General features: G+C 72.6%; 18 protein-coding genes and 1 tRNA gene. 7 read left to right on the forward strand and 12 right to left on the reverse strand.

Annotated elements, in window-relative coordinates; translation table 11 throughout:
* Positions 1-19: 19 nt before the first annotated feature.
* The gene (locus EDD54_RS13530) at positions 20-382 is read right to left on the reverse strand and encodes a hypothetical protein (protein WP_126540011.1); all 363 of its coding nucleotides are present in this window, start codon (positions 380-382) and stop codon (positions 20-22) included.
* Between the two features lie 214 nt (positions 383-596).
* Between EDD54_RS13530 and EDD54_RS13535 the strand changes: the two genes are divergently transcribed.
* Positions 597-2,363 (forward strand): bifunctional diguanylate cyclase/phosphodiesterase, encoded by a 1,767-nt coding sequence (locus tag EDD54_RS13535; protein WP_208112196.1) that lies wholly within the window; start codon positions 597-599, stop codon positions 2,361-2,363.
* A gap of 49 nt (positions 2,364-2,412) precedes the next feature.
* On the opposite strand, the gene phaR is transcribed toward EDD54_RS13535, so the two are convergent.
* On the reverse strand, positions 2,413-3,000 hold the full coding sequence (gene phaR, locus EDD54_RS13540) for a polyhydroxyalkanoate synthesis repressor PhaR (protein WP_126540015.1): 588 nt from the start codon (positions 2,998-3,000) through the stop codon (positions 2,413-2,415).
* A gap of 462 nt (positions 3,001-3,462) precedes the next feature.
* On the opposite strand from phaR, the gene EDD54_RS13545 reads away from it, so the two are divergent.
* Both EDD54_RS13545 and phbB read left to right on the forward strand, forming a co-directional pair.
* Positions 3,463-4,635 (forward strand): acetyl-CoA C-acetyltransferase, encoded by a 1,173-nt coding sequence (locus tag EDD54_RS13545; RefSeq protein WP_126540017.1) that lies wholly within the window; start codon positions 3,463-3,465, stop codon positions 4,633-4,635.
* 84 nt (positions 4,636-4,719) lie between these two features.
* Positions 4,720-5,448, forward strand: a complete 729-nt coding sequence (gene phbB / locus EDD54_RS13550) for an acetoacetyl-CoA reductase (protein WP_126540019.1) — start codon at positions 4,720-4,722, stop codon at positions 5,446-5,448.
* A 67-nt stretch (positions 5,449-5,515) separates the two neighbouring features.
* On the opposite strand, the gene EDD54_RS13555 is transcribed toward phbB, so the two are convergent.
* A complete protein-coding gene (locus EDD54_RS13555; protein WP_207620574.1) occupies positions 5,516-6,331 on the reverse strand; it encodes an alpha/beta fold hydrolase in 816 nt (271 codons plus the stop codon).
* Positions 6,332-6,557: 226 nt separating this feature from the next.
* Positions 6,558-6,641 (reverse strand) — tRNA-Leu (locus EDD54_RS13560).
* 166 nt (positions 6,642-6,807) lie between these two features.
* Here EDD54_RS13560 and EDD54_RS13565 point away from each other — a divergent pair.
* Positions 6,808-8,055 (forward strand): hybrid sensor histidine kinase/response regulator, encoded by a 1,248-nt coding sequence (locus EDD54_RS13565; RefSeq protein WP_166653452.1) that lies wholly within the window; start codon positions 6,808-6,810, stop codon positions 8,053-8,055.
* A gap of 102 nt (positions 8,056-8,157) precedes the next feature.
* Here the strand turns inward: EDD54_RS13565 and EDD54_RS13570 are convergent, their stop codons facing one another.
* On the reverse strand, positions 8,158-10,164 hold the full coding sequence (locus EDD54_RS13570) for a methyl-accepting chemotaxis protein (protein WP_126540025.1): 2,007 nt from the start codon (positions 10,162-10,164) through the stop codon (positions 8,158-8,160).
* Positions 10,165-10,475: 311 nt separating this feature from the next.
* Here EDD54_RS13570 and EDD54_RS13575 point away from each other — a divergent pair, with 311 nt between their 5' ends.
* Both EDD54_RS13575 and EDD54_RS13580 read left to right on the forward strand, forming a co-directional pair.
* Positions 10,476-11,876 (forward strand): lipopolysaccharide biosynthesis protein, encoded by a 1,401-nt coding sequence (locus EDD54_RS13575; protein WP_165644840.1) that lies wholly within the window; start codon positions 10,476-10,478, stop codon positions 11,874-11,876.
* Positions 11,877-11,881: 5 nt separating this feature from the next.
* Positions 11,882-12,997: a GNAT family N-acetyltransferase gene (locus EDD54_RS13580; protein ID WP_126540029.1), complete on the forward strand. Its 1,116-nt coding sequence runs from the start codon at positions 11,882-11,884 to the stop codon at positions 12,995-12,997.
* Here the strand turns inward: EDD54_RS13580 and EDD54_RS13585 are convergent.
* Positions 12,951-14,597, reverse strand: a complete 1,647-nt coding sequence (locus tag EDD54_RS13585; RefSeq protein WP_126540031.1) for an AMP-binding protein — start codon at positions 14,595-14,597, stop codon at positions 12,951-12,953. The genes EDD54_RS13580 and EDD54_RS13585 overlap by 47 nt on opposite strands.
* 98 nt (positions 14,598-14,695) lie before the next feature.
* Positions 14,696-15,268, reverse strand: coding sequence for a CAP domain-containing protein (locus EDD54_RS13590; RefSeq protein ID WP_245515765.1), 573 nt, complete (start codon positions 15,266-15,268; stop codon positions 14,696-14,698).
* Positions 15,269-15,455: 187 nt separating this feature from the next.
* On the opposite strand from EDD54_RS13590, the gene EDD54_RS13595 reads away from it, so the two are divergent.
* Positions 15,456-16,628 carry a M20 aminoacylase family protein gene (locus EDD54_RS13595; RefSeq protein ID WP_126540036.1) on the forward strand — a complete coding sequence of 391 codons (1,173 nt, stop codon included), beginning with the start codon at positions 15,456-15,458 and terminating at the stop codon, positions 16,626-16,628.
* A 177-nt stretch (positions 16,629-16,805) separates the two neighbouring features.
* Here the strand turns inward: EDD54_RS13595 and EDD54_RS13600 are convergent, their stop codons facing one another.
* The 5 genes from EDD54_RS13600 to EDD54_RS13620 all read right to left on the reverse strand — a co-directional run bounded on the left by EDD54_RS13600 (position 16,806) and on the right by EDD54_RS13620 (position 22,419).
* Positions 16,806-17,777: a type II secretion system F family protein gene (locus EDD54_RS13600; RefSeq protein WP_245515766.1), complete on the reverse strand. Its 972-nt coding sequence runs from the start codon at positions 17,775-17,777 to the stop codon at positions 16,806-16,808.
* 10 nt (positions 17,778-17,787) lie between these two features.
* Entirely contained in the window at positions 17,788-18,798 is a 1,011-nt protein-coding gene (locus tag EDD54_RS13605; RefSeq protein WP_126540038.1) for a type II secretion system F family protein, read from the reverse strand.
* A 103-nt stretch (positions 18,799-18,901) separates the two neighbouring features.
* Positions 18,902-20,359 (reverse strand): TadA family conjugal transfer-associated ATPase, encoded by a 1,458-nt coding sequence (locus EDD54_RS13610; protein ID WP_126540040.1) that lies wholly within the window; start codon positions 20,357-20,359, stop codon positions 18,902-18,904.
* 57 nt (positions 20,360-20,416) lie between these two features.
* A complete protein-coding gene (locus EDD54_RS13615; protein ID WP_207620406.1) occupies positions 20,417-21,655 on the reverse strand; it encodes a CpaE/TadZ family protein in 1,239 nt (412 codons plus the stop codon).
* A gap of 38 nt (positions 21,656-21,693) precedes the next feature.
* Complete coding sequence (locus EDD54_RS13620) at positions 21,694-22,419, reverse strand: CpaD family pilus assembly protein (protein WP_165644553.1); 726 nt, start codon at positions 22,417-22,419, stop codon at positions 21,694-21,696.
* Between the last annotated feature and the right edge of the window lie 20 nt (positions 22,420-22,439).

Here is a 22,439-nt window from a genome sequence, read left to right on the forward strand (position 1 = left end):
GGCCGGCGCGGAGCCGGGGTCACACCAGCCGCGACACGAAGAAGCCCGGCTCGAGGTCGGTGGCGAGGCGCTCGGCGCCGCGGTAGGCGCGGCTCGCCCGCGGCGCGACGGCCGTGGGGTCGCGACGATAGCGCCGCTCGGCCTCGACGGCGGGATGGCTCCCGGCGAGCTGGGCGACGAAGGGCGCGGAAATGACGGGCCGGCCGTAGCCGCGCTCGCGGCGGACCTCGGGCTCGAGCGGCACCGGCAGCGCCGGGGCGGCCGGCGGATCGCGGCGATCGTCGCGGGCGTCGGCGGACCGGCGCGCCGCGGCGACCGGCGTCCCGTTCCGGGACCCGACCGCACCCGCGACCACCGCTCCGACGCCGATCGTGACGCCCACCTTGATCTCCTGCGTGCCGAAGCGGCACCACCGCGCTCGAGACGGCTTCTCCCCGGCAAACGCCGGGCCAGCCGCTCCGATCCCGATAAGTGGTCCTTAACCGGCGCCCGTCAGGATCCGACGGGGGTTTACGGGACCCGGGAGAGCTATGGGCGCGATCGAACACGTCGGTGACGGGGAGACGGCGTGGCCGGTGCCGCGACCCTGCCCGGCCATGGCCGCCGACGACGTCGCCGCCGTGCTCGGCGGCCTCCAGGTCGCCAGCTTCCGCTGGGACGCCCGCACCGACCGCATGAGCTGGTCCGACAACGCCGCCGCGGTGCTCGGTCTCGTCCAGACGCCGCCGACCGGGCGGGCGCTGCAGCGCCTGCTCGCCCGCGACGGCGCCACCGCGCGCGCCGCCGCCGTGCCGTCGGTAGGCGTGCCGGGTCCCGCCGGCGCCGCGACCGGCTACCGCGTCACCTACGAGATCGGCGCCGAACCCGGCGTGCGACCCGGCCGCCGGGTCGACGAGATCGGGCGCTGGCTGTGCGACGCCGAGGGTCACGCCGTCGGCTCCGAGGGCATCCTGGTGCCGTCGACGGCGACACAGACCCCTGCGCCGGGCGGAACGACCGCCGTCGACGCCGGGACCGGGCTCCTGTTGCGCGACAGCCTGCTGCACCGGCTCGACGAGGCGATCCGCGCCGCCGCCGGCGACGGCCGCGGCAGCTGCGCCTTCCTGGTGATCGCGATCGACGGCCTCGCCACCATCAACGCCAGCTTCGGCTACGACGTCGGCGACCGCATCATCACCGCGGTGGCCCAGCGCATCGGCCGGCGGATGCGCCAGGGCGACGTGCTCGGCCACATGTCCGGCCACAAGTTCGGCGCCCTGCTGCACGATTGCAGCGAGAGCGCGGTGACGATCGCCGCCGAACGCTTCCGCGAGGCCGTCGGCGGCGAGCTGGTGGTGACCGAGGGCGCCGAGATCGCCGCGCGGATCTCGATCGGCGCCGTCGTCGCGCCGCGCCACGCCGCCGACGCCGACACCGCGGCGATCCGGGCCGAGGAGGCGCTCGCCGAGGCGCGCGACGACGTCGAGCGCGGCTTCGCGGTCTACCACCCCTCGCCCGAGCGCGACCGTGCCCGCCGGCGCAACATCCAGGCGGCCGAGGACATCGTCCACGGCCTCGCCGAGAACCGCTTCGTGCTGGCCTACCAGCCGGTGGTGGCCGCGAACGGACGGGAGATCCTGTCCTACGAGGCGCTCGCCCGGCTGGTGCGCCCGGACGGCTTCGTGCTCTCGGCCGGGCCGCTGATCGCGACCGCCGAGCGGCTCGGCCTGATCCGCCGCCTCGACCTCCGGATCCTCGAGCTCGCGCTCGCCGACCTCGCCGCCAACCCGGGGCTCCGGCTCTCGGTCAACGCCTCGGTGGAGACCGTCACCGACCCGCAGTGGCTGGCCCGGCTCGTCGAGGCGATCAGCGCGACGCGCTCGATCGCCGGGCGGCTGACGATCGAGATCACCGAGACGGCGGCGATGCGCAACGTCGAGGAGATGACCCGGATCGCCGCCGTGCTGCGCGACATCGGCTGCCGCATCGCCATCGACGACTTCGGCTCCGGCCACACCTCGTTCAAGGCGCTGCGCCGGATGGAGGTCGACTGGGTCAAGATCGACGGGTCCTACGTCGCCGACATCACCGAGAACGAGGATTCTGTGGTGTTCGTGCGCACGCTCGCCACCCTCGCCGGCCACTTCGGCATCCGCACCGTGGCGGAATGGGTGCAGGACGAGAAGGCGGCGGTACTGCTGGCCGATCTCGGCGTCGAGGCGCTGCAGGGCCGCCACGTCGGCGAGCCTCGCCTGCGCATTCCCGGGAACGGCGCCGCGGCGGCGATCGCGGAGCGCTACCGCGCCGACGTCGCCGGCGACGGCTATCCCGCCTTCCGGGACGTGCTCGCCGGCGCGCTCGCGGTCGGCGCGCCGGCGATCTGAACATGGTGCGGCGAAGCCCCGACAAAGTCGGGGCTTCGCGGGCTCGGTATCACTTCTCCGGGGCGAGCTGGTCCAGACGGCGCTGCATGGCCTCGAGCTGCTTCTTCAGGGCGTCGAGGTCGTCACTGCGGGCCTTCTCGGTCTTGCCCGGCTCGGTGCGCGCCACCTCGCCGCCGTCCCCGCCGGCACCGAAGGGCATGAACATCCGGAACGCCTTCTCGAAGATCTCGGTGTTGCGCCGGATCGTCTCGTCCATCGCGTCGAAGGCGACGGGCGTGCCGAAGGCCTGACCGATCTGCTGACGCAGCTTCTCCTGCTCGCGCGAGAACTGGCCCATCGAATGCTCGAGGTAGCTCGGCAGCAGGGCCTGCATGCTGTCGCCGTAGAAGCGGATCACCTGCCTGAGGAAGGTGATCGGCAAGAGGTTCTGGCCCTTGTTCTCCTGCTCGAAGATGATCTGCGTCAGCACCGAGTGGGTGATGTCCTCGCCGCTCTTGGCGTCGTAGACGACGAAGTCCTCGCTGGACTTGACCATGCCGGCGAGGTCTTCCAGCGTCACGTAGGTGCTGGTTCCGGTGTTGTAGAGGCGCCGGTTCGCGTATTTCTTGATGATCGTGGGCTCGTCGGTCTTCGCCATCGCTGTCGTCGCCCCTGCTCCGTTCCTCCCGCGTCCCTCCCGACGCTGCCGCGGCACGATAGGGTCGCTCCCGACCTGGATGTTAGGGGCTTTTGTGCGGCGCGGCCATAGACTTTCGCAGGGCGCCACGACCGGCGCGCGGACGGGACGACCGTGCTCCCCGGAGCCGGGCCGCGGCCGACCGCGGCCCGGCCCGCCACGCCGGCGCCCGCCGGATCGGCGCGATCCGCCCGCTCCGTCAATGGCTTGCCGTCGGCACGGCGGCCAATGGCCGCTCCGGCGCCGGGAAATCGCCGTCGCGGGCGCGCCGTGGGCCGCGACCGCGACGATAAATCCATGTATCCAACGGTCTGAGTTGACACCATCGGACCCGCCGACTGTAGTGCAACGCAAACGAGTTGCGGACCGCGGCCGTCGCCGCGGGGTCCGAACGCCGCGCTCGAGGGAGGCTCTGAACACGCCATGACCGACATCGTGATCGTCTCGGCCGCGCGCACCGCGGTCGGTTCCTTCAACGGCAGCTTCGCGTCCACGCCCGCCCACGAGCTCGGCGCCGTGGTGATCAAGGAGGCGCTGGCGCGTGCCGGCGTCGAGGCCGGCGAGGTCGACGAGGTGATCCTCGGCCAGGTGCTGACCGCCGGCCAGGGGCAGAACCCGGCCCGTCAGGCCTCGATCAAGGCCGGTCTGCCGATCGAGACCACCGCCTGGGGCCTCAACCAGGTCTGCGGCTCGGGCCTGCGCGCCGTCGCGCTCGGCCTGCAGCAGATCGCCAACGGCGACGCGAAGATCGTCGTCGCCGGCGGCCAGGAGAGCATGTCGCTGTCGCCGCACGTGGCGCACCTGCGCTCGGGCGTGAAGATGGGCGACTGGGCCATGGTCGATTCGATGATCAAGGACGGCCTGTGGGACGCCTTCAACGGCTACCACATGGGCACCACCGCCGAGAACGTCGCCCGCGAGTTCCAGATCTCCCGCGACGAGCAGGACGCCTTCGCCGTCGCCTCGCAGAACAAGGCCGAGGCCGCCCAGAAGGCCGGCAAGTTCAAGGACGAGATCGCCCCGGTCGTGCTGAAGAGCCGCAAGGGCGACGTGGTCGTCGACGCCGACGAGTACATCCGCGCCGGCACCACGCTCGACGCCGTCGCCAAGCTGAAGCCGGCCTTCTCCAAGGACGGCACCGTCACCGCCGGCAACGCGTCGGGCCTCAACGACGGCGCCTCGGTGGTGCTGCTGATGAGCGCCGCCGACGCCGAGAAGCGCGGCCTGACCCCGCTCGCCCGCATCGCCTCGTGGGCGACCGCCGGCGTCGACCCGTCGGTGATGGGCACCGGTCCGATCCCGGCCTCGAAGAAGGCGCTCGCCAAGGCCGGCTGGTCGGTCGGCGACCTCGACCTCGTCGAGGCCAACGAGGCCTTCGCGGCCCAGGCCTGCGCGGTCAACAAGGGCCTCGGCTGGAACCCGGAGATCGTCAACGTCAACGGCGGCGCCATCGCCATCGGCCATCCGATCGGCGCCTCGGGCAATCGCGTGCTGGTGACGCTGCTGCACGAGATGAAGCGCCGCGACGCCAAGAAGGGCCTCGCCACGCTGTGCATCGGCGGCGGCATGGGCGTGGCGCTCACCGTCGAGCGCTGAGCCGGCACGACGTCAAAGGGGTATGATCGGCGGGTTCCGGCAGGGACCGGGGCCCGCCGCAAGGACAATCGGGGAGAGGAACGCATGTCCAAGGTCGCAGTCGTCACGGGCGGTACGCGCGGCATCGGTGCCGCCATCTCGAAGGGTCTGAAGGACGCCGGCTTCACGGTCGCCGCCACCTTCGCCGGCAACGTGGAGAAGGCCGAGGCCTTCAAGGCCGAGACCGGCATCCACGTCTACCAGTGGGACGTCGCCGACGAGGCGGCCTGCGCCGCCGGCCTCGCCAAGGTCGCCGACGAGCTCGGCCCGGTCGACGTGCTGGTCAACAACGCCGGCATCACGCGCGACGGCATGTTCCACCGCATGAGCTTCGAGCAGTGGCGCGCGGTGCTCGCCACCAACCTCGATTCGATGTTCACGATGACCAAGCCGGTGATCGAGCGCATGCGCGCCCGCGGCTTCGGGCGGATCGTCAACATCTCGTCCATCAACGGCCAGAAGGGCCAGATGGGCCAGACCAACTACTCGGCCGCCAAGGCCGGCGTGATCGGCTTCACCAAGGCGCTCGCCCAGGAGAACGCGTTCAAGGGCATCACCGTGAACTGCATCTGCCCGGGCTACATCGACACCGACATGGTGTCGGCGGTGCCGGTCGACGTTCTCGAGGGCATCATCAAGACCATCCCGGTCGGTCGTCTCGGCAAGGCCGAGGAGATCGCGGCGCTGGTCGCCTATCTCGCCTCGGACGCCGCCGGCTTCATGACCGGCGCGGTGCTGACGATCAACGGCGGCCAGTACATCGCCAACGGCTGACCGGCGGGGCACTCTGATCGAACGAGACCGGGGGCGGCATCCGCGAGGACGCCGCCCCCTCCGCGTTTCAGGGGGCCGGACGGGCGCCGGCGCGGATCCTGGCGAGCACGTCGCGGATCGCCGCGACCACCGCCTCCGGGTGCTCCAGCGGGATGACGTGGCCGCCGTCGACCCAGACCTGGCGCGCGCCCGGATTGAGGCGGAGGATGTCGACCCGCTTGGCGGCGCCGTCGCGGCCGAGCGCGGAGGTTTCGCGCATCGGCGCCGCCGCGCTCAGCACCACCACCGGCCCGCCGGTGTAGGGCGGCAGGGTGAGCAGGGCCGCCCCTGTCGCCGGCAGGGCGTCGAGCTCCTTCTCGGCGTCGCCGGAAATGCTGAGGTCGACGAAGAGCTTCACCCAGGTCGGCCAGTTCTCGCGGGCCCCGGCGCCGGTCAGCTGCTCCGGATGGGTCGAATCGACCAGCACCATGCCGGCCACCTCGTCCGGATGGCGGCGGGCGTAGAGCTGGACGTAGAGCCCGCCGAGGGAATGGCCGACCAGCACGTAGGGCGGCGCCAGCCCGCGGGCGCGCAGCGTCGCGCGCAGTTCCTCGACGATGGTCGAGCCGTCGCGCGGCGTGCCCGCCGGCGCGCTGGCGCCGATGCCCGGGCGGTCGTAGGCGAACACGGTGGTCTCCGCGGCGACCGCCGGCAGCACCTTGGCCCACCACTCCAGCCGGCCGCCAAGGCCGTTCTCGAACACCACCGTCGGCGCCCCCCGTCCGGCGACGACGTGCTCGACCGCCCGGCCCGCGAGCGGGGCGGTGACGACGCCGTCCACCGAGGCGCAGCCGGCGAGGAGGAGCACGGCGGCGGCGAGCGCCGCGACGCTTCGGCGCCGCAACGGCCGTCCTGGACGCGGCGTCGGCTCCCCGTTCGCGTGGCGCGGTGTCGTGGCCGTGGTCATGGTGCTGCCTCCCGACAGGGGGCCGGACGGCGCCACCGGGCGCCTCGCCCCTGTGGGCGTGTATTGGACCGGCGGGGGAGGCGTCGCCCAGGGCGCATTGCGTACCGGTACACCGCGCGGACGCGACGCCCGGCAGGGGAAGGGTCGGCGAATCGGAGGAGGGTGGTGCGGGCGGTCGGACTCGAACCGACACGTCTTGCGACGGCGGATTTTGAGTCCGCTGCGTCTACCATTTCGCCACGCCCGCCCGTGGCCGGCGTCGCCGCCGGGTCGTCGCGGACTATAGACCGCGCCGAAGTCCCGTCAACCGGCGCGACGACCGTCCGCGCCGTCGTCGCAAGGATCTCTTAAGCGGTCGGTAAGCTCGCGGATGCGACCATCCGCGACCGATGGATCGGCGCGAAGGACACGGCATGGCGGCGGGGCGGACGGCGACGGGTGGCGGCGGGCGCGGACGGGCGGACGATCCCGACCGGACCGCCGTGGTCAGCCACGAGATCCGCGGGCCGCTCGGCGTCGTCGCCGCGGTGTGCGACCTGCTGCTCGGCGGCGGCCTCGACGCCGAGGCGCGCCGGCTCGTCGAACTCGTCCGCCTCGCCAACGCCCAGGCGCTCGGCGTCGCCGAGGACCTCGTCGCCGAGGCGAGCCTCGGCGCCGGGCGCTTCCGCGTGGTGCCGCGCCCGGTCGACCCGGCGGCGGTGCTGCGCCAGGTCGCGGACCTGTGGGCGCCGATGACGGCGGGCGGCCGGCACCGGCTCGGAATCGTGGTGGCGCCCGACGTCGCCGACCTCGTGATCACCGACGAGGGCCGGCTGCGCCAGATCCTGATCAACCTCGTCTCCAACGCCACCAAGGCCAGCGAGACCGGCACGGTGACGCTGTCGCTCGCCGCCGGCGCCGACGGCGTCGTCTTCACGGTGGCCGACCGCGGCCCGGGCCTGCCGGCCGGCTTCGCGCCGACCCCCTTCGCCGACGGCGGCCCCGACCGGGCGCCGGCGTCCGGTGCCGGCCTCGGCCTCTGGATCTCCTCGCGGATCGCCGGCGCGCTCGACGGCCGCCTCGACCTCTCCGACCGCGACGGCGGCGGCACGGTGGCGACGCTGACGCTGCCGACGGCGATCGCCGCCACGCGCCCGCGCGGCGCGCCGACGGCCCGGCGCCGCCCGGCGGCACGCCGGCCGCGCGCGGGCGCCGATACCCTCCCTCCCACCGACGCGACCGGAGCCGCCATGACCACGCCCGAAGACGAGGCCGGCGGCCCGCGCCGGATCCGCTCGCCGCTCGCCGACCGGATCGCCCTGGTGGTCGACGACAGCGCGGTGTCGCGCATGCTGCTGGAAACGATCCTCCGCTCGTTCGACATGACGGTCGACCTCGCCGCCAACGGCGAGGAGGCGGTCGCCGCGGCGCGCAAGCGTCGGCCCGACGTGGTGCTGCTCGACTGGGCGCTGCGCCAGGAGACCGGCGCCGACGTGATCGACCGGCTCGAGGCCGCGCTGACGGACCCGGTCCCGCCGGTCGTCACCGTCAGCGCCGCCGGCGCGGCGGTCACGGCCGGCCGAACCGCCGGCCACGTGGTCAAGCCCTTCACCCCGCGCGAACTGCACCGCTGTCTCGAGGCGGCGCTGACCGGCGCGGTCGCCGAGGACATGGCGGGCTGAACGGCAGGGGGCCCGGACGACGGGGTCGCACACCGTTCCGCGGACGAAACGACCCGCGCGCCGGCCGGCGCGCGGGTCGTCGTTTCTTCCGGCGACCGGCGGTCAGGCGGCGACGGCTTCCAGGAAGCCGTCGATGGCGCGCTCGAGAGCGGCGGCGCGGTCGACCACCACCGCGGCGGCGCCCTCGACGTGGGCGGCGGCGGCGCGGGTGCCGTCGATCGCCGCGGTGACCACGGCAACGCCGTCGGAGACGACCCGGGTGTCGGCCGAGGCGTCGACGACGGTGCGCGAAATCTCGGCGGTGGCGGCGCCCTGCTCCTCCACCGCGGCGGCGATCGCGACGGTGGTGCGGTTGACGTCGGCCATCACCTCGGCGATGCCGCCGATGGCGCCGACCGCCTCGCGGGTCGAGGCCTGGATGGCGGCGACCTGGGCGGCGATCTGCTCGGTGGCGCGCGCGGTCTGGCCGGCGAGATTCTTGACCTCGTGGGCGACCACCGCGAAGCCGCGGCCGGCCTCGCCGGCGCGGGCCGCCTCGATGGTGGCGTTGAGCGCCAGGAGGTTGGTCTGCGACGCGATGGTCTCGATCAGCGTGACGATCTCGCCGACACGGCTCGCCGCCTCGGCGAGGCTGGCGACGCGCTGGTTGGTGCGGCGCGTGTCGGCGTCGGCGGTGGCGACCACGGCGGTGGTGCCGGCGACGCGGGCGGCGATCTCGTGGATCGAGGCGGAGAGCTCCTCGGCGGCGGCGGCGACGACAGCCACCTTGGAGGAGGCCGCCGTCGAGGCGCGGGAGGCCTCGTCGGCCTGGGCGGCGCTGGTCTCGGCGGACGCGGTCAGCGTGCCGGCGGTCGAGCGCATGGTCGCCGCGGTGTCTGCGACCGAGCGCATCAGCGTCTCGACCTCGGTGCGGAAGGCGCGGACGGCGGCCTCGACGCGCTCCTGGCGCTCGGCCCGGGCGCCGCGGGCAACCTCGGCCTCGGCCTCGAGGCGGCCGCGCTCGAGGGCGTTCTCGCGGAACACCTGGACGGCCCGGGCCATGGCGCCGATCTCGTCGCCGCGCAGGGTGCCCTCGATCTCGACGTCCTCGCCGCGCGACAGCGCGGTCATCCCGGCCCGCAGGCGGCCGAGCGGCCGGGTGACGCCGCGTCCGATCACGAGGCTGCAGACGACGCCGATCGCCAGCATGACCGCCAGCGTGGCGGCGACGGCCGCGACGACGGTGGTCTTCGCGGTTTCGAGGTCCCGGGCCGCGTCGTCGTGGCGCTGCGCCGCCGCCTGTTCGATCGAGGCGGCCATCGGGCCGAGGTTGTCGAGGCCGAGCGAGACCTTGTCGGCGGCGCGCTCGCGCGCGGCGCGGGCGTCGACATAGCCGTTGAAGGCGTCGGCGTAGGTCGCGACCAGTTCGCCGAGCTTCGCCTTGGCGGCGTCGTCGATCTTGGCGGTGCCGACCTGACGCTGGTAGCGGCCGACGGCGGCGTCGAAGGCACCCTTGCTGACGTCGTCGGCGGCGAGCATGTACTCCGCCTTGGCCTGGCCCATCTGGGCGAAGGCCTGCACGACGCGAACCGTCTCGGGATTCTGGCCGCTCTTGGAAATGCGGTTGAGGTCGCTGCGCAATGCATCGGCGGCCGCGGTCAGGGCCCCGACGACGCCCTGGTCGGCGCCGTAGCCGATCCGCTTCTGCACGGTCTCGAGGCGTCCGACGTCGGCGCGTAGGGTCTGGATCGCGGCACGCAGCTGCACCGGCGCGCCGCTGTCGAGACCGAGGTCGCGGGCGGCCTCGTTCAATGCGCCGACCACGTCCGTGGTCTCGGCGACCAGGGCGCGGATGCCGTCGGCGGCCTGCGGCGAAGGCAGGCGGAGATAGTTGCGCTCGGCCGCCGACAGCGTCGCCGCGACCCGGCGGGTGCGTTCGACCAGCGCGCCGAGCGTATTGGCGCGGTCGGCGACGGCCTGCGCACGCGAGATCGCATCGACGCCGTACCAGGCCGCCCCCGAGACCACGGCGAGGGCGAACAGCCAGCCGGCCGACAGGACGAAGATTTTCGCGCCGATCGTGAGGCTCGGCAGGCGCGGGCGGAGAAGACGACGGACGGACAGGCGCATCGGCGGCTACGGTCCCGTAATGACTCGGTGGCCGCATTAGGCCGGACAATCTCCTTACGAATACTGAATGCTGCACTGCACCCCGAGACCATTGGTTGCACATCCGAGCAGCAATCGACCCGAAGCGCGGGCCAGTCGAAAACAACAACGCGCAAATTCTGACGAACTACTCCAGAAAACTGTCATGTGCACACGCAGAAGTCGCCTGCATCGCCGGCGGAAGCCGACCCGCCCTCCGAGGCACGGCGCCGCACCGAACGTTAACTCGGCCGCCCTATGGTGAACGCGGATCCACGGGACGGAGCGGACCGGTGCTGGCGAGGCTGTCGAGGATGGTGCGGCCGTTCCTGCCGCGGCCGCTGGCCGAGCGGGTCGACGCCGCCCTGGCCTCGCGGTCGGCGGACGAATTGTCGACCGGCGGCACCGCCCTGTCGGCCTTCGCGCTCCGGGTCGCCGGCGCCGGCATCGCCTATCTCCAGCAGATCCTGCTGGCGCGCTGGATGGGCGCGTTCGACTACGGCGTGTTCGTGGTGATCTACGTCTGGCTGACGGTGCTCGGCCAGATCGGCAACTTCGGCTTCTCCTCCTCGATGATCCGCTTCGTGCCGGAGTTCCGCGCCCGCGGCGACCTCGCACGGATGCGCGGCGTGATGCTGGCGGGCCGGCTGGTCGCCTTCGGCGGCGCCACCGTGATCGCCGCGGCCGGGGCCGCCGCGGTGCTGGCGGTGCCGGACCTCGTCGCCGAGCCCTACGTGATCCCGGTCGTGCTCGGCGCGGCCTGCCTGCCGCTGTTCTGCCTGACCGAGGTGCAGGACGGCATCGCGCGCGCCTTCGCCTGGAGCAGCCTCGCGTTCGGGCCGACCTACATCTGGCGCCCGCTCGGGGTGATGCTGGCGATGGGGTGCGCGCACGCCCTCGCCTTCCCGATGACGGCGCCGACCGCCTGCGCCGCCACCATCGTGGCGACCTGGGCGACCGCCGCGATCCAGTTCGCGGCGCTGCACCGGCGCACGGCGCCGATGGTGGCGGCGCACCGGCCGGCGTTCGATCTCGGCAACTGGTTCCGCGTCTCGCTGCCGATCCTGCTGTCGGACGGCTTCTACATGATGCTGACCTCGATCGACGTGATCGTGGTCGCCCGGTTCGCGCCGCCGGAAGAGGTCGCCGTCTACTACGCCGCCACCAAGACGCTGGCGCTGGTCCACTTCGTCTACTACGCGGTGCGCGCGGCCACCGGCCCGCGCTTCTCGCATCACTTCCACGCCGGCGACCACGCCGCGCTGGCGGCTCTGGTGCGCACCTCGGTGCGCTGGGCGTTCTGGCCGTCGGTGGCGGTGTCGATCGTGGTGCTGGCGCTCGGCGAGTTCCTGCTCTCGATGTTCGGCAGCGATTTCCGCGGCGGCAGCGGCGTGCTCACCGTGCTGGTGTTCGGCCTGCTCGCCCGCGCGTCGGTCGGACCGATGGAGACCCTGCTGACCATGGCCGGCCACCAGCGCGTCGTCGCCGCCATCTTCGGCACCGCCTTCGCCGCCAATCTCGCGCTGAACCTCGCCCTGGTGCCGCTCTGGGGCCTCTACGGCGCCGCCGCCGGCACCGCCCTCGCCCTCGTGCTCGAGGCCGTGCTGGTGATCGCGACCGTGCGCGCCCGCTTCGGCTTCAATCCCTTCGTCTTCACGCTCGCCCGCGGCGGCGAGACCCCGGCGGCGTCGTGACGGCGATGGACGGGGAACCCGACGGACGCCTGCTCGCCGGCTGGCGCGACCTCGCCGAGGCCGCCGAGACCGCCAACGTGTTCGCCGGCCCGGAGATGTTCCTGGCCGCGCGCGGCCGCATCGCGCCGGAAGACTGGGTGCCGGTGCCGGTGGAGGGGCCCGGCGGCCGGCTCGACGCCATCGCCGCGGTGCGGCGGACCCGGACGGCGCCGCTGGTCGGCCCGCGGGTGGTCGACCTCTACTGGAGCCACTACGGCCCGCGCGGCTGCCCGCTGATTCGGGCCGGCGTTCCCGACGCCGCCGACCGTCTGCTCGACGCGCTCGCCGCGCGGGGGCCCGTGCTCCGCCTGCCCTATGCGGCGCTCTGCACCGGCGCGGTCCACGCCCTGGTCGGCGCGGCCGAGCGGCGCGGCGGCGCGGCGATCGTCGTCGACGAGCACGAGCGCGCCCGGCTCGACGTCGCCGCCGGAGCCGCCGCCCTCGGCCCCGGCCTCGTCGGCCGGCGCCGGCGAGAGCTCGACCGGCAGTGGCGCAAGCTCGCCGAGGGCGGTCCGCTCTCGACCTGGACGTCGACCGGCCATGCCGCCCTCGCCGGGCTCGACGCCTTCGTCGCGCTCGAGCACAAGGGCTGGAAGGGCCGGGTGCGCACGAGCCTCGCCTCCGACCCGCGCCGCGTCGACTTCGCGCGGGCTTTCCTGGAGCCGCTCGCGGCGGCGGACCGGGTCCGCGTCGATCGGCTCGACCGCGCCGGCGAACCGATCGCGGTGCTGATCACGCTGTTCTCCGGCGACACCGGCTTTCTCTGGAAGATCGCCTACGACGAGCGCTTCGCGCACGGCTCGCCCGGCGTGCAGCTGGTGCGGCGGGCGAGCGAGGCGCTCGTCGCCCGGCCGGGCCTTGCCGGCGTCGACAGCCTCGCGGTCGCCGACCATTCGCTGATGGACCGCTCGTGGGCGGGGCGGATGCGGATCGGCACCCTGTTCCTCGCCCTCGGTCCCGCGGCGCTGACGGCGGCGCGGCGGGCGGCGGCGGCGGAGACGGCGGTGATCGCGCTGCGCACCCGCGCACGAACGATCAGGGGACTGGTTCGCCAGCGGCTTCGGCTCGCGCCAGGTCCCTGAAGCCGCGGCGGATCAGCTTGCCGCTGGTGGTCATCGGGATGTCGTCGACGAAGGCGACCTCGCGCGGATACTCGTGCGCCGACAGCCGCTCGCGGACGTGGGCGCGGATCGAGGCCGCCGTGGCCTCGTCGCGCGGGACACCGGCCTTCAGCCGGACGAAGGCCTTGACGATCTCGGTGCGCACCGGGTCGGGCTTGCCGACGGCGACGGCGAGGTCGACCGCCGGATGCGACAGCAGGCAGTCCTCGATCTCGCCCGGACCGATGCGGTAGCCGGCGGAGGTGATGACGTCGTCGTCGCGACCGACGAAGGCGACGTAGCCGTCCTCGTCGACGACGCCGGCGTCGCCGGTGGTCATCCAGTCGCCGAGGAACTTGGCCGCGGTCGCCTCGGGGTCGCCGGCGTAGCCGAGGAACATCACCGGATCGGGCCGGCGGATCGCGATCTGGCCGGGCTCGCCCGGCGGCAGCACCCGGCCGTCGGGGCCGATCACCGCGACGCGGTGGCCGGGGATCGGCCGGCCGATCGCGCCCGGCTTGCCGACGCCGAGGGCGTGGGCCGAGCCGATGACGGCGTTGCACTCGGTCTGGCCGTAGAACTCGTTGACGGGGAAGCCGAAGGCCTCCTCGGCCCAGTGGTAGGCCTCCCGGCCGAGCGCCTCGCCGGCCGAGCCGACGGCGCGCAGCGCGAGCGCGAAACGCCCGCGCACCGGCCCGACGCCGCGCATGATCTTCAGCGCGGTCGGCGGCAGGAAGGCGTTGGTGACCGCGAACTCGGCCATCAGGGCGAGCGCGCGCTCGGGATCGAACTTCTCGAAACGGTGCGCGACCACGGGCACGCCGCGGCGCAGCGCCGGCAGGAGCGCGTTGAGGAGGCCGCCGGCCCAGGCCCAGTCGGCCGGTGTCCACATCACGTCGCCGGGCCGGCCGAGGCCGTCCTGCGACAGGTCGATGCCCGGCATGTGGCCGGCGAGCACCGAGTGGCCGTGCAGAGCCGGCTTGGGCAGGCCGGTGGTGCCGGAGGTGAAGATCATCAGCGCCGGATCGCGCGGGCCGGTGTCGACGCCGGAAAAGCGCGGCGCCGCGGCCTCGAGCAGGCGGGTCCAGTCGGCAGCGCCGGGCGCGGGGCCGTCGGTGGCGACGACCACCGAGAGCTCCGGCAGGCGGTCGCGCAGCGCCGCGATCCGCTCGGCGCCGGCGACGGTGGTGACCACCGCCCGCGCGCCGGCGCGGCGCAGCCGGTATTCGAGCGCGTCGGCGCCGAACAGGATCGCGAGCGGCAGCGCCACCGCGGCCATGCGGTAGACCGCGAGATGGGCGACGACCGCCTCGACCGACTGCGGCAGGAGGATCGCGACCCGGTCGCCGCGGGCGACTCCGAGGCCGGCGAGCGCGTTGGCGAGGCGGGCGGAGGCTTCCGCGAGATCGCCGTAGGTGGCGACGTCGCGGCCGCCGCCGTCGCGGCGGGTCAGCACCGCCGGTCGGCGCGGATCGATGCCGGCCCAACGGTCGACCACGTCGACGGCGATGTTGAGCCGGGACGGGACGGACCAGCGGAAGTCACGGACAAGGGTGTCGAACGCGGTGCTGCGCTGCGTCATTCCCGGACCCAGGCGTTGCGGGGAGCCGGAGTTTGGACGGGTGCGCCGCACAATGCAATTCGACCTCGGTGCCGGCGGGGCGGCCCGGTCGGCGGAGGTCACCGCGGCGCGGGCGCGCCGGCGATCGAGACCAGGGTGGGGCTGGCGCCGACGCCGGGGGTGTCGGTCTTCGGGCGGGCGAACACCAGGCTCCAGAACACCTTGTACTTGGAGTTCGGGGCGTAGGCGGTGCCGATGCCCATCACCGTCATGTCCGGGTCCTTCATGCCGCGGTCGTGGGCGGGCGATTCGCGCCAGCCGGAGAAGGCCTCGGCGAGGGTGTGGTAGCCGGCGGCGATGTTCTCGCCCGCGGTCGCGGCCGGATAGCCGGCGGAGACGAGGCGCTGGCCGATCGGGATGGTGTAGTGGGACATCTTGTCGGTGCGGGCCATCACGGCCGCGTAGTCGCGGGCGATCCGGGTCAGTTCCGGGTCGAGGCGCAGCGGCGCAACGCCGTTGGCGACCCGGTACTGGTTGATCATCGACAGCGCGCGGCCGGCGTCGACCTGCGCCCCGGGGGCGGCGAGGTCGTCGTAGAGCGTCGGCCGGACGGTGCGGGCAGGCGGGGCCGACTGGCAGGCGGCGACGAGGGCGGCGAGGGCGAGCACGGCGGCACGGCGGGAAAGGGCCACGAATCGGTCTCCGGACGGTCGGACGTCGGGCGAGATAGCACGGCGGAGCCGGCGAATCTGCGGCGGCGGGCGCCGTGCCGCGGTGCGACATTCCCCTCCCCGCGGCCGTACCGGGCGTGCTAGCGTCGACGACGAGCCCAGACGCGGCGCCGGCCGCCGCCCGTCCCAGACGCCAGCCGAGGTCGCCTTGCCCGTCCTGAACCGCATCGCCGAAGTCGCCCCCGAGATCGCCGAATGGCGCCGCGACCTGCACCGCCACCCCGAATTGCTGTTCGACCTCGACCGCACGTCGGCCGTGGTGGCCGACCGGCTGCGCGGCTTCGGCTTCGACGCGGTGGTGACCGGGCTCGGCCGGACCGGCGTCGTCGGCGTCCTGCACGGCCGCTCCGGACCGGGCGGGCGCGCCGTCGCGCTCAGGGCCGACATGGACGCCCTGCCGATCCAGGAGATCACCGGCGCGCCCTGGGCCTCGACCACGGCCGGCAAGATGCACGCCTGCGGCCACGACGGCCACACCGCCATGCTGCTCGGCGCTGCCCGTCACCTCGCCGAGACCCGCGCCTTCGAGGGCACGGTGATCTTCGTGTTCCAGCCGGCCGAGGAAGGCGGCGGCGGCGCCAAGGCGATGATCGACGACGGCCTGTTCGACCGTTTCCGCATCGACGAGATCTACGGCCTGCACAACATGCCCGGCCTCGACGTCGGCCGCTTCGCGATCCGGCCCGGTCCGATCATGGCCGCGGCCGACCGGTTCGGCATCGCCATCTCCGGCCGCGGCGGCCACGCCGCCAAGCCGCAGGAGACGATCGACCCGGTGCTGGTCGGCGCGCACGTGGTGACGGCGCTGCAGTCGATCGTCTCGCGCACGGTGGATCCCCTGCGCGCCGCGGTCGTCTCGGTGACCTGCTTCAACGCCGGCACCACCGACAACGTCATCCCGCACACGGCGAACCTCTCCGGCACTGTGCGCGCGCTCGACCCGACCGTGCGCCAGACGGTGGAGGCGAAGCTGCACCACGTGGTGCGCACGACCGCGGAGGTGTTCGGCGCCGAGGCGACCGTGACCTACCGGCGCGGCTATCCGGTGACGGTCAACGACCCCGCCGCCGCCGCCTTCGCCGCCGACGTCGCCCGCCGGATCGTCGGCGACGGCGCGGTCGCCGAGGACGCCGACCCGATGATGGGGGCCGAGGACTTCTCCTACTACCTGGAGCGCAAGCCCGGCGCGTTCATCTTCATGGGCAACGGCCCGTCGGCGGGCCTGCACCATCCCGCCTACGACTTCGACGACACGGCGATCGCCTACGGCACCAGCTGGTGGGTGACGCTGGCCGAGGCGGCGCTGGCGCGGGGGGGCTGACACCTGTCTCGTAAAGTCCCGACTCGTCGAGACTTTACGAGGTTTCGGCCTATCGGCCGGCGCCCGGTCGGGCGCTTCTCGCCCGCAATGCTCCGACCACAGGTCGGAACTTTGCGGGCTCGGTATGAGAGGTGCCCGTCGCGTCCCGGCCCGTGCCCAGACGCGGCGCGGCGCCGATCAGGTCGCGGCCATGATCTTGATGATCGCCGGGGCCATGATGATGGCGAACAGCACCGGCAGGAAGAACACGATCATCGGCACCGTCAGCTTCGGCGGCAGCGCCGCGGCCTTCTTCTCGGCCTCGTTCATGCGCATGTCGCGGTTTTCCTGGGCGAGCACGCGCAGGGTGGTGCCGAGCGGGGTGCCGTAGCGCTCGGCCTGAATCAGCGCCAGACAGACCGCCTTGACGCCGTCGAGGCCGGTGCGGGCCGCGAGATTCTCGTAGGCCGAGCGACGGTCCTGCAGGAAGGACAGTTCGGCGACCGTGAGGCTGAGTTCCTCGGCGAGCGGCACCGACTGCGCGCCGATCTCCTCGGCGACCTTGCGGAAGGCGAGTTCGACCGACATGCCGGACTCCACGCAGATCAGCATCAGGTCGAGCGAGTCCGGGAAGGCGCGCTTGATCGACTGCTGGCGCTTCTGCGCGGCGTTGTTGACGTAGAGCAGCGGCAGGTAGAAGCCGACGTAGGCACCGATCAGCGACAGCGCGAACTTGAACATGAACGGGCGCTCGAGATGGAGCACCACGAAGATGTAGAAGGCCGACAGCGCGAACATCACGAAGGGCAGCACGAAGCGTGCGAACAGGAAGGTCGTCATCGCGGCCTCGCCGCGGAAGCCGGCCTGACGCAACTTGGCTTCGGCCTTGTCGTCGACGAGCGCCTTGCGCAGGCTGAAGCGCTCGACGACGTCCTTCATGTAACGCTTGGATTCGCGGCTGCGCAGCGAGCCGCGCTGACCGTCCTGGAGGCGGGCGCGCTCGCGGGCGCGCAGTTTCTCGCGCTCGCTGCCGACGGCCTTCATCCGCTGCCCCAGCTTGTCGCCGGCGAGCAGCGGCATGGTCAGCGTGATCACGGTGGCGAAGGCGGCGATGGCGACCGCGACCGACAGCAGGACGACGGGATCGCGGACGGTGTCGATGAGATCCACGGCGCGCCTCCTAGAAGTCGAAGTTGATCATCTGGCGCATCACCATGACGCCGGACAGCATCACGAGTGCGGAGACGCCGAGGACGATCTGACCGACCTTGTCCGTCCAGAGAATGGAGATGTAATCCGGGCTCGTAACGTAGACGAGCCCCATGACGACGATCGGAAGCGAGCCGATGATGCTGGCCGACGCCTTGGCCTCGGTGCTCATCGCCTTGATCTTGGCACGCATCTTCTTGCGCTCGCGCAGCACCTTCGCGAGGTTGCCCAGAGCTTCCGAGAGATTGCCGCCGGCCTTCGACTGGATCGAGATGACGATGGCGAGGAAATTGGCCTCGGGCAGCGGCATGCGCTCGTAGAGCCGGCCGATCGCCTCGTCGAGCGGCACGCCGAGGGCGAGCGCGTCCATGACGTTGCGGAACTCGCTGCGCAGCGGCTCCTTGGCCTCGGTGGCGATCATGCGCAGGCAGTCGAGCAGCGGCAGACCGGCCTTGACGCCGCGCACCACCACCTCGACGGCGTTGGGCAGTTCCTCGATGAAGGCGGCCTGACGGCGCCGGCGCATGCGGTCGACGACGAAGCGCGGCGCGCCGAGGCCGCCGACCAGCGCGAGGCCGCCGACCAGGAACGGCGGCATTCCGCCGGCGATGCCGAGCAGCGCGAAGACGAAGCCGGCGATGCCGCTGACCACGAAGAAGCGGGCCGGCGAGATCTTCAGGCCCGCCTGCATCAGACGCAGCCGCAGCGGCGGCGAGGTCGAGCGGGAAGCCATGAACTTCTGCTTGGTCTCGATGTCCTTCAGCGAGTCCTGGATCGAGCGCCGGCGCTTCTCGGCCGGGTCGACCTTCTTGCCCTGGGTGCGCGCGGCGGCGCCCGCACCGGCGACCCGCTCGCGGCGCTTCTCGGCGTTGCGCACGGCGGTGAAGCGCGGCATCAGCATCGCGTAGGCGATGCCGGCGCAGGCGAAGAACACCAGCGCCGCGATGGCGAGGACCGTAATGTCCAGTCCGTAGAGCACCATGGATCCGCCCTCGCCTTCCCTTCGCCCAAGTCTTGCGGGGCGCACCCGCCGATCGGCGCGCCCGAGGTCCCGGCCGTGGCATCCCGGCCGAACGATGCCGCGGTCAGAAGCCGCGCGAGGCCGCCTCGGCGGTGTCCAGCGCCTCGGCGAGACGGCTCTCCTCGCCGTAGTAGCGCGCGCGCTCCCACAGGCGCGGCCGGCCGATGCCGGTCGACTTGTGGCGGCCGATAAGGCGGCCGTGCTCGTCCTCGCCGGTGATGTCGTAGAGCAGGAGGTCCTGCGTCACGATCACGTCGCCTTCCATGCCCATCACCTCGGTGATGTGGGTGATGCGGCGCGAACCGTCGCGCAGGCGCGCGGCCTGGACCACCACGTCGACCGAGGTGACGATCATCTCGCGGATGGTGCGGGACGGCAGCGTGAAGCCGCCCATGGTGATCATCGATTCCAGACGCGACAGCGCCTCGCGCGGGGAGTTGGCGTGCAGCGTGCCCATCGAGCCGTCGTGGCCGGTGTTCATCGCCTGCAGGAGGTCGAAGGCCTCCGGTCCGCGCACCTCGCCGACGATGATCCGCTCGGGACGCATGCGCAGGCAGTTCTTCACGAGGTCGCGCATGGTGATCTGGCCCTCGCCCTCGAGATTGGGCGGGCGCGTTTCCAGACGCACCACGTGCGGCTGCTGCAGTTGCAGCTCGGCGGCGTCCTCGCAGGTGATGATGCGCTCGGTCTGCTCGATGTAGCCGGTCAGGCAGTTCAGCAGCGTGGTCTTGCCCGAACCGGTGCCGCCGGACACCAGGACGTTGCAGCGGACGCGGCCGATGATCTCCAGCAGCGTCGCGCCCTCGGGCGAGATCGAGCCGAAGTTGACCAGCTGCGGCAGCGTCAGCTTGTCCTTCTTGAACTTGCGGATCGTGAGCGCGGGACCGTCGATCGACAGCGGCGGGGCGATGACGTTGACGCGCGAACCGTCGGGCAGGCGGGCGTCGCAGATCGGGCTGGCCTCGTCGACGCGGCGGCCGACCTGGCTGACGATCCGCTGGCAGATGTTCATCAGCTGGGTGTTGTCGCGGAAGCGGATGCCGGTCTTCTGGACCTTGCCGCCGACTTCGATGAAGGTGCTGCCGGCGCCGTTGACCATGATGTCGGCGATGTCGTCGCGGGCGAGCAGCGGCTCCAGCGGACCGTAGCCGAGGACGTCGTTGCAGATGTCGTCGAGCAGTTCCTCCTGCTCGGCGATCGACATCACCACCGCCTTCAGCGCGATGATGTCGTTGACGATGTCGCGGATCTCCTCGCGCGCCGTCTCGGTGTCGAGCTTGGCGAGCTGGGAGAGGTCGATGGTCTCGATCAGCGCGGAGAAGATCGACGACTTGGTGTCGTAGTAGCCGTCGGACCGGCGCCGCTCCACCGGGGCCGCCGGCGCCGCCGGCGCGCGCGCCTCGGCGCGCGGAGCGGCCGGTGCCGCGGGCGCGGCCGGAGCGGACGCGGGACGCGGAGCCGGGGCCGGCGCCGCCGCCGCCTTGCCGTCACCCGTTCCGAAACTGCCGCGTTTACCGAACATGGATCACCCTCTCGGGCCTCGGGTTGAACAGCGCCGGTCGTCCGGCGCCCGAACGTGTCAGCCGGCCTTGGAACGTCCCTTGGTGAGCTTGGCCAGGAGCGGCGCGAGCGCGCTCTTCTTGGCCTTGCGCACCTCGGCCCGGCCCATCACCCGCCGCGCGATGTCGGCGAAGGTTTCGGCGACGGGGCTCTTGGCGTTGATCTCGGCGATCATCTGGCCGTTGTTGGCGGCCGCGCCGAACAGGGCGGGATCGAACGGCACCGTGGCGAGCAGGTCGATGCCGAGCGCCTTGCGGAAGTCGTCCGGCTTGATCTCGGGCCGCTTCGGCACGCCGATCTGGTTGACGACGATCTTCGCCTCGCGGTCGTTCGGGCGCATGATCTTGAGCTGGTCGACCAGATTCTTGGTGTTGCGCAGCGAGGCGAGGTCGGGCGTCGCGGTGATCACCACGTCGTCGACCAGCGACAGCACCCGGCGCACCCACGCGGTCCACTGGTGCGGCAGGTCGATCACCACCGACGGCACGCTGCCGCGGATCACGTCGACCAGGAGGTCGAAGGTGTGCTCGTCGTGGTCGTAGGCGCGCTCCAGCGCCGCCGGCGCGGCGAGCAGGCTGAGGTTGTCCGCGCACTTGGCGAGAATGCGGTCGAGGAAGACGTCGTCGATCCGGTCCGGCGCCTGGATGGCGTCGGCCACCGTCTGCGGCGGGTCCTGGTTGAAGTCGAGGCCGGCGGTGCCCCAGGCGAGGTCGAGATCGGCGACGACCACGTCGGCCTCGTAGGACCGCGACAGCGCGAAGGCGACGTTGTGGGCGACCGTCGACGAACCGGCGCCGCCCTTGGCGCCGATGAAGGCGATGGTGCGGCCGACCGGGGTCGACTCGTTGCCGAGGTAGAGCTCGCCGATCTCGCGGATGACGTCGTAGAGATCGAAGGGCACGACCATGTAGTCGCTGACGCCGCGCCGGAGCAGCTCGCGGTAGAGCACGACGTCGTTGGTGTGGCCGATCAGGATCACCTTGGTGCCGGGGTCGCAGACGCCGGCGAGCCGGTTGATCTGTTCGAGCACCTGCTCGCGCTTCTCCCGGGACTCGACCAGGAGGAGATTGGGCGTCGGCGCACTCGAATAGAAGTCGGTCGCCGCCGCGATGCCGCCCATGTGGATCTTGACGTGGGTCTTGGCCATCCGGCGGTCGCCGGAGGCCTGCTCGAGCACCGCCGCCACGTCGGGGCTCTCGCAGAAGGCCTGGATCGCGATCCGCGGGATCGGACGCAGGTCGATGCCGTTGTCGCTCATCGGTGTGCCCGTTCTCCTGTCGCCGCCGTCGGTCATGATCAACCCCCCGAACCGCCGCCGGTCTGGGTGTCCGTATCGCCGGTGTCGTACTGACCGGACGGGATCTCGCCCTTGCCGTACTTGTCGAACACCACCCAGCGGCGCCACGCCGGCACCGGCGTGCCCGCGCGCGGCGTGATCAGGTCGTTCGGGTTCGACACCATCGCCGCCAGATTGGCCTGGTTGGCGCAGCCGAACTCGGCGCCGTCCTCGCCGCCGCTGCCGCCCGGCATGATGCCGCCGGTCCAGCGGCCGCAGGGCGGCGACACCGCCTTGACGCGGCTGTAGCTGAGGCGGATCGGCGCGACGGCACGCGGGTCGGGCACGCGGTAGGCGCGCAGCTCGACGAGCGCCGACGACAGGCCGGCACCCTCGACGGTGCCGCGGATGTCGCGGGCGACGTAGGAGGCGGCGGCCTCGTTGGCCGAGCCGCTCGGCGTCAGCACGACGAGGCTGCCGGTGCCGCGCGCCGCGGCGTCGGCGGCGAAGGCGCGGACGCTGGCGCGCGTCTCCGGCGACATCCGGCCGGCGCCCATGCCGACGGGGATGTCGAGATATTCGGGCGCCTCGGCCAGCACGATCGGATAGCGGGTGCGGTAGCCGTCCTCCGGCAGCGAACCGGTGACGACGTCGTTCTGGCACGCGCCGAGGAGGGTCGCCGCCGCGAGGACGAGGCCGAGCCCGGCGACGGGACGGCGGAGGCGGCGGGAGGGAGCCGTGGGCATCACATCTCTCCTGGAGGGCA

This window comes from Oharaeibacter diazotrophicus (assembly GCF_004362745.1).
GTDB lineage: Bacteria > Pseudomonadota > Alphaproteobacteria > Rhizobiales > Pleomorphomonadaceae > Oharaeibacter > Oharaeibacter diazotrophicus.

Coding starts and splice junctions, on each gene's coding strand:
- EDD54_RS13535 (WP_208112196.1), top strand. CDS start 597: ATGGCCGCCGACGACGTCGCCGCCGTGCTCGGCGGCCTCCAGGTCGCC.
- phaR (WP_126540015.1), bottom strand. CDS start 3,000: ATGGCGAAGACCGACGAGCCCACGATCATCAAGAAATACGCGAACCGG.
- EDD54_RS13545 (WP_126540017.1), top strand. CDS start 3,463: ATGACCGACATCGTGATCGTCTCGGCCGCGCGCACCGCGGTCGGTTCC.
- phbB (WP_126540019.1), top strand. CDS start 4,720: ATGTCCAAGGTCGCAGTCGTCACGGGCGGTACGCGCGGCATCGGTGCC.
- EDD54_RS13565 (WP_166653452.1), top strand. CDS start 6,808: ATGGCGGCGGGGCGGACGGCGACGGGTGGCGGCGGGCGCGGACGGGCG.
- EDD54_RS13570 (WP_126540025.1), bottom strand. CDS start 10,164: ATGCGCCTGTCCGTCCGTCGTCTTCTCCGCCCGCGCCTGCCGAGCCTC.
- EDD54_RS13580 (WP_126540029.1), top strand. CDS start 11,882: ATGGACGGGGAACCCGACGGACGCCTGCTCGCCGGCTGGCGCGACCTC.
- EDD54_RS13585 (WP_126540031.1), bottom strand. CDS start 14,597: ATGACGCAGCGCAGCACCGCGTTCGACACCCTTGTCCGTGACTTCCGC.
- EDD54_RS13605 (WP_126540038.1), bottom strand. CDS start 18,798: ATGGTGCTCTACGGACTGGACATTACGGTCCTCGCCATCGCGGCGCTG.
- EDD54_RS13610 (WP_126540040.1), bottom strand. CDS start 20,359: ATGTTCGGTAAACGCGGCAGTTTCGGAACGGGTGACGGCAAGGCGGCG.
- EDD54_RS13615 (WP_207620406.1), bottom strand. CDS start 21,655: ATGAGCGACAACGGCATCGACCTGCGTCCGATCCCGCGGATCGCGATC.
- EDD54_RS13620 (WP_165644553.1), bottom strand. CDS start 22,419: ATGCCCACGGCTCCCTCCCGCCGCCTCCGCCGTCCCGTCGCCGGGCTC.